This window comes from Microvirga sp. 2MCAF35, from assembly GCF_052115545.1.
Lineage (GTDB): Bacteria > Pseudomonadota > Alphaproteobacteria > Rhizobiales > Beijerinckiaceae > Microvirga.
The window spans coordinates 227,004-233,036 of the sequence record NZ_JBFRGW010000001.1; the positions used below are offsets into that span (position 1 = coordinate 227,004).

Sequence of the window (6,033 nt, forward strand, 5' to 3'; positions counted from 1 at the left end):
CTCTCATGAGCACGAACGACAATACCCCTCCGGCCGAACCGATTGAAGGCGCCGCCCCCGGCAAGCCCCTGTCTCCAGCCGCCCAGCGAGCCTTGGAAGAGGCTGCCCGGCGCCGCCTCGACATCGACGCCCGCGCGGCCGAGATCGCCCGGCAGAAGGAACTCCAGGGCCGCGGCGGCCTCGAGCCGGTCCGCTACGAGGACTGGGAAGTGAAGGGCATCGCGAGCGATTTCTGAGACAATGGTCTCTTCGATTGAGACGGAGCACCGTTTCATAAGGGCCGGCTTTACCCGTGGCGCATATGCGCATAGATTGTGTGCATATGCTTTCGGAGATCGTTCGATGTCCAAACCCGTTGGAGCCGGGCGAGACCGGCGCCCGACCAATGTCACGCTTCCTGTCGATCTTGTGGCCGAGGCGAAAGCCCTGAACATCAATGTGTCCCAGGCTTGCGAAAGTGGCTTGGCTCTTTCCGTTGCGGAAGCTCGGAAGGCGCGGTGGCTAGAGGACAACAAGGACGCCATCGACGCCTATAACGGGATGATTGAACGGGACGGGTTGCCCCTGGACGAGTTCCGGCAGTTCTGATGGGCCAATTCGACGTCTACGCGGGGATCGGCCCCGCGAATCGGCTCGTGGTCGACCTGCAATCCGACCTGCTCGCGCCCATCGCCACCCGCATCGTGGCTCCGCTCTTCCCCAGGAGCGAGGCGCCGGTTCTTACCGAATTGACTCCGCTGGTGCGTCTCGATGGGCGCGATCTCGTCGTGATGATCCCGCTCATGGCATCGATCCCCCTCCGCGAGCTGCAGCACCCCATCGGCTCCCTCGCGGCCGATCAGGATGCCATCAAGCGGGCGCTCGATGTGCTTTTCCTTGGCTTTTGAGCAGACTGCGGAAGGCCGTCAGCGCGACGCGAAATCCGGAGAGCTGAAAATTTTTCAGCCTCATGTCACATTCGGTATCGCCGCCTCGTCTTAGCATCGTCAGCACCCCAAGACATGAGGACCAAGACGATGAAAGCCCGGTTGATTCCCTTCGAAGTCGCTCCCGGCTCCGTGAAGCCGATGATCGAGCTGGAAAAGACCCTGAAGAACAGTGGCCTGGAGCACAGCCTGTTCGAGCTGGTGAAGATCCGCGCCTCGCAGATCAACGGCTGCGCCTATTGCATCCACATGCATACCAAGGACGCCCGCGCCGGTGGCGAGACCGAGGAGCGGATTTATCTCCTCGACGCCTGGCGCGAATCGCCCCTCTACAATGACCGCGAGCGCGCCGCGCTCGCCTGGACCGAGGCCCTGACGCTGGTGTCCGAGACCCACGCGCCCGACGCGGATTACGAGGAGCTGAGCAAACACTTCACGCCCGCCGAGCAGGTCAACCTGACCCTGCTGATCGGCGCGATCAACGCCTGGAACCGGCTGGCCATCGGCTTCCGCTCGGTCCATCCGGTCGAGGCAGGCCGTGCGGCCGCCTGACGGCGATGCGGCGGACCGGTTCCAGCCCCTCAGGCCGGGGCTGGTCCGCCTCGCCTATCGCATGCTCGGCTCCCTCGCGGAGGCCGAGGACGTGGTGCAGGAGGCCTATATCCGCTGGCACCAGACGGACCGCACCATGATCCGCGAGCCGGGCGCCTTTCTGTCCAAGATCGTCACGCGCCTGTGCCTCGACATCCTCAAGTCGGCGCGGGTCAAACGCGAGACCTATATCGGCCCCTGGCTGCCAGAGCCGGTTCTGGAAACGGCGGGGGACGAGGACATGAGCGAGGATCTCTCCCTCACCCTGATGATGGCCTTGGAACGGCTCTCGCCGCTGGAGCGCGCGGCTTTCCTCCTGCACGACGTGTTCGGTCTCGGCTTCGAGGACGTGGCCGCGACCCTCGACCGGGATCCCGCCGCCTGCCGCCAGCTCGCCGCCCGCGCAAGGAAGAACGTGCGGGCCGACCGGCCGCGTTATCCGGTCGCCCGGGAGGAGGGAGAGCGCATGACCGACGCCTTCTTCGCCGCCTCCCGCAGCGGCGACCTGACGGCGCTGCAAAGCCTCCTTTCGGAAAACGTGGTTGCCTATACGGACGGCGGCGGCATCCGGAACGCGGCCCTCAACCCGCTCTTCGGCTTCCGCAGGGTCGCAGGCCTTTTCATGGGCGTGGCGCGCAAGAGCGGAGACGCATTGCCCCCGGTTCTCTACAAGGGGCTGATCAACGGCCTGCCCGGCTTCGTCACCCTCGAGAAGGACGGCATCGTGCAGACCACGACCATCGACATCGAGGACGGCCGTATCGTCGGGATCTACATCGTTCGGAACCCCGAAAAACTCAGGCATCTGTCGAATCTGGCAGATTAGACGATGAGGCAATGCCGGATTGTGAAAGCACTGGTTGTTCCCGCGCCGGCCTCCCGCTACGTTGCGCCGAAAAGGAGGGCTCATGGCTGGGATGGGCGAGACCGCGCGACTGGACATGTTCCGGGATCTGTTGGGCGATGCGCATCGGGCGCTCGATCTTCAGTTCGGCTTCGAATTATGGGACGGCTCGACGATTCCGGCGGATCTGCCGTCCTACGCCATGCGCCTCGTCATTCGGCGCGAGAGCGTGATCGCCGCGCTCCTGCGCCGACCCAATCTCGATACGGCGCTCAACGCCTATGTGGCGGGGCTGCTCGATCTCAAGAACGGCACCATCTTCGATCTCGCGTCCCAGCGCCCGCAGAAGGCCGGCCGGCGCCTGAAGACCTTGAGCAAGCTGAAAGCCCTCAAGACCGCCTATCACTTCCTGCGCGCACCCGCCGACATGCCGCGCCCCCTCGCCCGGGTCGAGGACAAGCCGGATGCGCGAGACGGGAAGCCCCAGACCAACAAGCAGAACGTGGCCTACCATTACGACGTGTCGAACGCGTTCTATGAACTCTTCCTCGACCCGGAGATGGTTTATACCTGCGCGTATTTCCAACCGGACTGGCATGACGATCTCGCCCGCGCGCAGCGGGACAAGCTCGACATGATCTGCCGCAAGCTGCGGCTCAAGCCCGGCGAGCGCCTGCTCGATATCGGCTGCGGCTGGGGGGCGCTCATCTGCCACGCGGCGCAGCATTACGGCGTGAAGGCGACCGGGGTGACGCTCGCCGAGGAGCAGGCCGCCCTGGCGCGGGCGAAAGTGCAGCGCCTGGGGCTGCAGGACCGGGTCGAGGTGTTGGTGAAGGACTTCACCCAGATGGAGGGCGAGTTCGACAAGATCTCCTCCATCGGCATGTTCGAACATGTGGGGATCAGAAACCACCCGGCCTATTTCAGCGCCGTGCATCGCCTGCTTCGACCGCGCGGGCTCTATCTACACCACACCATCGCCAGACGGGCCAAGAAGAGCGACAGGGCGTTCCGGAAGCTCAAACCCGAATACAAGGCGCTCACCCGCTACATCTTCCCCGGCGGAGAGCTCGATCACCTGGGCATGTCGGTGGCCAATCTCGAACGCCACGGCTTCGAGGTGCACGACGTGGAGGCCTGGCGCGAGCATTACCAGCGCACGACCCGTCTGTGGTGGGAGAACCTCAACGCCCGCCGCGCCGAGGCCGAGGCGCTCGTCGGGCCGGAAAAGACCCGCATGTGGCTTCTCTACCTCGCCGGCTGCTCCCTCGCCTTCGAGCGCGCGGCCGTGGGCGTCAACCAGACCCTCGTGTCCAAGCGCAGTCGCGGACCATCGGGGCTGCCGCCGTCGCGGGCGGATCTCTATCGGCCATAGCGGCCGTGCTCTGCCTTCGTCCTGACCGGTCTGGCCGGACATGCGCTGCCGATCCCTCTCACGTCATCACCGGCCTTGTGCCGGTGATCTCGATCCGAAGAGCACAGCGCTTCACTGTATCGGGATGGCCGGGACAAGCCCGGCCATGACGAAGAGGGTAGGATTTACCAGACAAACTTCGAGACACGAGCAAGCCTGCCGCAGACCTGACCAGCCGGCTCAGGGAGTGGCGAAATCCACCGCCGGCATCGCGAGCCCGCGCCGCAGGCAGGCGGCCTCCAGCGTGTTGCGCAGCAGGCAGGCGATGGTCATGGGGCCGACACCGCCCGGCACCGGCGTGATGGCGGACGCGACTTTGGCCGCCTCCGCATAGGCCACGTCGCCGACCACCCTGGTCTTGCCCTCGCCGGAGGCGGGATTCGGCACCCGGTTGATGCCCACGTCGATCACGATGGCGCCGGGCTTGATCCAGTCGCCGCGCACCATCTCGGGACGGCCGACGGCGGCCACGAGGAGATCGGCGTTGCGGCAGACCTGCGGGAGATCACGGGTCTTCGAATGTGCCACCGTGACCGTGCAGCTCTGGGCGATGAGGAGCTGCGCCATCGGCTTGCCGACGATGTTGGAGCGCCCGAGCACCACCGCGTTGAGCCCAGACAGATCGCGCCGCACCGATTGCGCGAGCAGCAGGCAGCCGAGGGGCGTGCAGGAGACAAGGCCCGGCACGCCGGTCATCAGACGCCCGGCATTGATGGGGTGGAAGCCGTCCACGTCCTTGGCCGGGTCGATGGCCTCGAGCACCTTCTGCGCGTCGATCTGCTTCGGCAGGGGCAGCTGCACGAGGATGCCGTCCACCGTCGGATCGGCATTGAGCCGGGCGACGAGGTCGAGCAGATCCGCCTCGCCGGTGGAGGCCGGCAGCTTGTGCTCGAAGGAGCGCATGCCGACCTCGACGGTCTGGCGCGCCTTGTTCTTCACATAGAGCTGGCTTGCCGGATCCTCGCCGACGATCACCACCGCGAGGCCGGGCGTGACGCCCTGACCGGCCAGGGTCCCGACTGCCCCGGCAATGCGGGACCGCAATCCCTCCGCATAGGCTTTTCCGTCGATGATGGTGGCGCTCATGAAGGGATCCGTCCTGTCAGTGCGGCAAGGGCGGCGGCCAGCGCCTCTCCCTCGCCCGAGATCGAAAACGTTTTCAGCCGTGCCGTGGCTCCCGCCTCAAGGCTCACCGCCGAAGCCGGAACCTTCAGGGCCTTCGCCAGCAGGCGCCGGACGCCCTCGTTGGCGGCCCCGTCCTCCGGAACGGCCCTGACCCGGACCTTCAGCACCGGCCGGCCGTCCGAGAGAACCTCGATTCCGTCGATGGCATCCCGCCCGCCCCTGGGCGTCACGCGCACCCGGACGTCGAGTCCGTCGGGGCGGATGCTCCAGGGCACGCCCGGCTCCTTCCTAGAAGGCGATCGGCATCAGGTAGTCGACGATCAGGTTCTGGATGAAAATGATCAGAAGGATCAGGATGATGGGCGAAATGTCGACGCCCCCGAGATTGGGCAGGATGTTCCGGATCGGCCTCAGGGCCGGCTCGGTCACCGCGTCGAGGAAATTCCAGATCGAGCGGACCACATCGTTGCGGGTGTTGACCACGTTGAAGGCCACCAGCCAGCTCAGGATCGCCGAGGCGACGATGAGATAGGTATAGAGCTGCAGGGCCAGCAGGATGACGTTCAAAAGCGCGCGCATGGGAAACCTGTCGGGGGATCGGCTTCGTTCATGTAGCGATTGAAGCGGGGCTGAACAACCCATAACCGCTTCGACCCGTGGCCGGACCCCGCCGGGAAGCCGTCTCCCGCCCCGCACGGGCCGATTGACAGACCAAAGCCGAGGGGCCTAAAACGTCCGCCACTTGGCTCGATTCAATCGACCGGGGCTGTAGCTCAGATGGGAGAGCGCTGCAATCGCACTGCAGAGGTCAGGGGTTCGAATCCCCTCAGCTCCACCAAGCCTCTGAAATTAAAGAGCAATTTGCACTTTCTCATGCCAACTGTCACACAACGGTGTCGTACGCGCTCGCCGCTGACGCAGCCCTAAGCGTTTGGAACCGTTGCGAAAACAGCCGCCGCGACTGTCGCACATCGCCGTCGCACAGACCATCCCGAATCCGTCCGAAGCAGCGTCCGACCGGGCTCTGGCTGCGCGGAACAGTCTGGCAATTTCGGGCACGAGTGCCTTCAAGCGTTGCGCGGACCATCGGCAAGACGGTGGTCAGCCAATCTCTCCGTACGTCTTCGTACTCG

The 6,033-nt window shown here is 65.3% G+C and carries 10 protein-coding genes and 1 tRNA gene; 8 read left to right on the forward strand and 3 right to left on the reverse strand.

What is annotated here, in order from left to right; translation table 11 throughout:
* The first annotated feature begins 5 nt into the window (after nucleotides 1-5).
* The 6 genes from AB4097_RS01030 to AB4097_RS01055 all read left to right on the forward strand — a co-directional run bounded on the left by AB4097_RS01030 (nucleotide 6) and on the right by AB4097_RS01055 (nucleotide 3,736).
* Nucleotides 6-236, forward strand: a complete 231-nt coding sequence (locus tag AB4097_RS01030) for a DUF1674 domain-containing protein (protein WP_442036362.1) — start codon at nucleotides 6-8, stop codon at nucleotides 234-236.
* A 106-nt stretch (nucleotides 237-342) separates the two neighbouring features.
* On the forward strand, nucleotides 343-588 hold the full coding sequence (locus AB4097_RS01035) for a type II toxin-antitoxin system CcdA family antitoxin (RefSeq protein WP_442036364.1): 246 nt from the start codon (nucleotides 343-345) through the stop codon (nucleotides 586-588).
* A complete protein-coding gene (locus AB4097_RS01040; RefSeq protein WP_442036366.1) occupies nucleotides 588-887 on the forward strand; it encodes a CcdB family protein in 300 nt (99 codons plus the stop codon). Before AB4097_RS01035 ends, AB4097_RS01040 begins: the two co-directional genes overlap by 1 nt.
* 129 nt (nucleotides 888-1,016) lie before the next feature.
* The gene (locus tag AB4097_RS01045) at nucleotides 1,017-1,478 is read left to right on the forward strand and encodes a carboxymuconolactone decarboxylase family protein (protein ID WP_442036368.1); all 462 of its coding nucleotides are present in this window, start codon (nucleotides 1,017-1,019) and stop codon (nucleotides 1,476-1,478) included.
* A complete protein-coding gene (locus tag AB4097_RS01050) occupies nucleotides 1,465-2,343 on the forward strand; it encodes a sigma-70 family RNA polymerase sigma factor (RefSeq protein WP_442036370.1) in 879 nt (292 codons plus the stop codon). Before AB4097_RS01045 ends, AB4097_RS01050 begins: the two co-directional genes overlap by 14 nt.
* Nucleotides 2,344-2,425: 82 nt before the next feature.
* Nucleotides 2,426-3,736: a class I SAM-dependent methyltransferase gene (locus AB4097_RS01055; protein ID WP_442036372.1), complete on the forward strand. Its 1,311-nt coding sequence runs from the start codon at nucleotides 2,426-2,428 to the stop codon at nucleotides 3,734-3,736.
* A 219-nt stretch (nucleotides 3,737-3,955) separates the two neighbouring features.
* Here the strand turns inward: AB4097_RS01055 and folD are convergent, their stop codons facing one another.
* From folD to AB4097_RS01070, 3 genes are read right to left on the reverse strand one after another with little or no spacing between them, the layout of a single operon-like run.
* On the reverse strand, nucleotides 3,956-4,861 hold the full coding sequence (gene folD / locus AB4097_RS01060; RefSeq protein ID WP_442036374.1) for a bifunctional methylenetetrahydrofolate dehydrogenase/methenyltetrahydrofolate cyclohydrolase FolD: 906 nt from the start codon (nucleotides 4,859-4,861) through the stop codon (nucleotides 3,956-3,958).
* Nucleotides 4,858-5,175 (reverse strand): DUF167 family protein, encoded by a 318-nt coding sequence (locus tag AB4097_RS01065; protein WP_442036376.1) that lies wholly within the window; start codon nucleotides 5,173-5,175, stop codon nucleotides 4,858-4,860. The genes folD and AB4097_RS01065 overlap by 4 nt, the downstream gene beginning before the upstream one ends.
* 13 nt (nucleotides 5,176-5,188) lie before the next feature.
* Nucleotides 5,189-5,479 (reverse strand): YggT family protein, encoded by a 291-nt coding sequence (locus tag AB4097_RS01070; RefSeq protein WP_009493530.1) that lies wholly within the window; start codon nucleotides 5,477-5,479, stop codon nucleotides 5,189-5,191.
* Nucleotides 5,480-5,662: 183 nt separating this feature from the next.
* Between AB4097_RS01070 and AB4097_RS01075 the strand changes: the two genes are divergently transcribed.
* Nucleotides 5,663-5,738: transfer RNA gene (locus AB4097_RS01075), tRNA-Ala, on the forward strand.
* 55 nt (nucleotides 5,739-5,793) lie between these two features.
* On the forward strand, nucleotides 5,794-6,033 hold a 240-nt coding region (locus AB4097_RS01080; RefSeq protein ID WP_442036378.1), incomplete at its 3' end, for a DUF6538 domain-containing protein.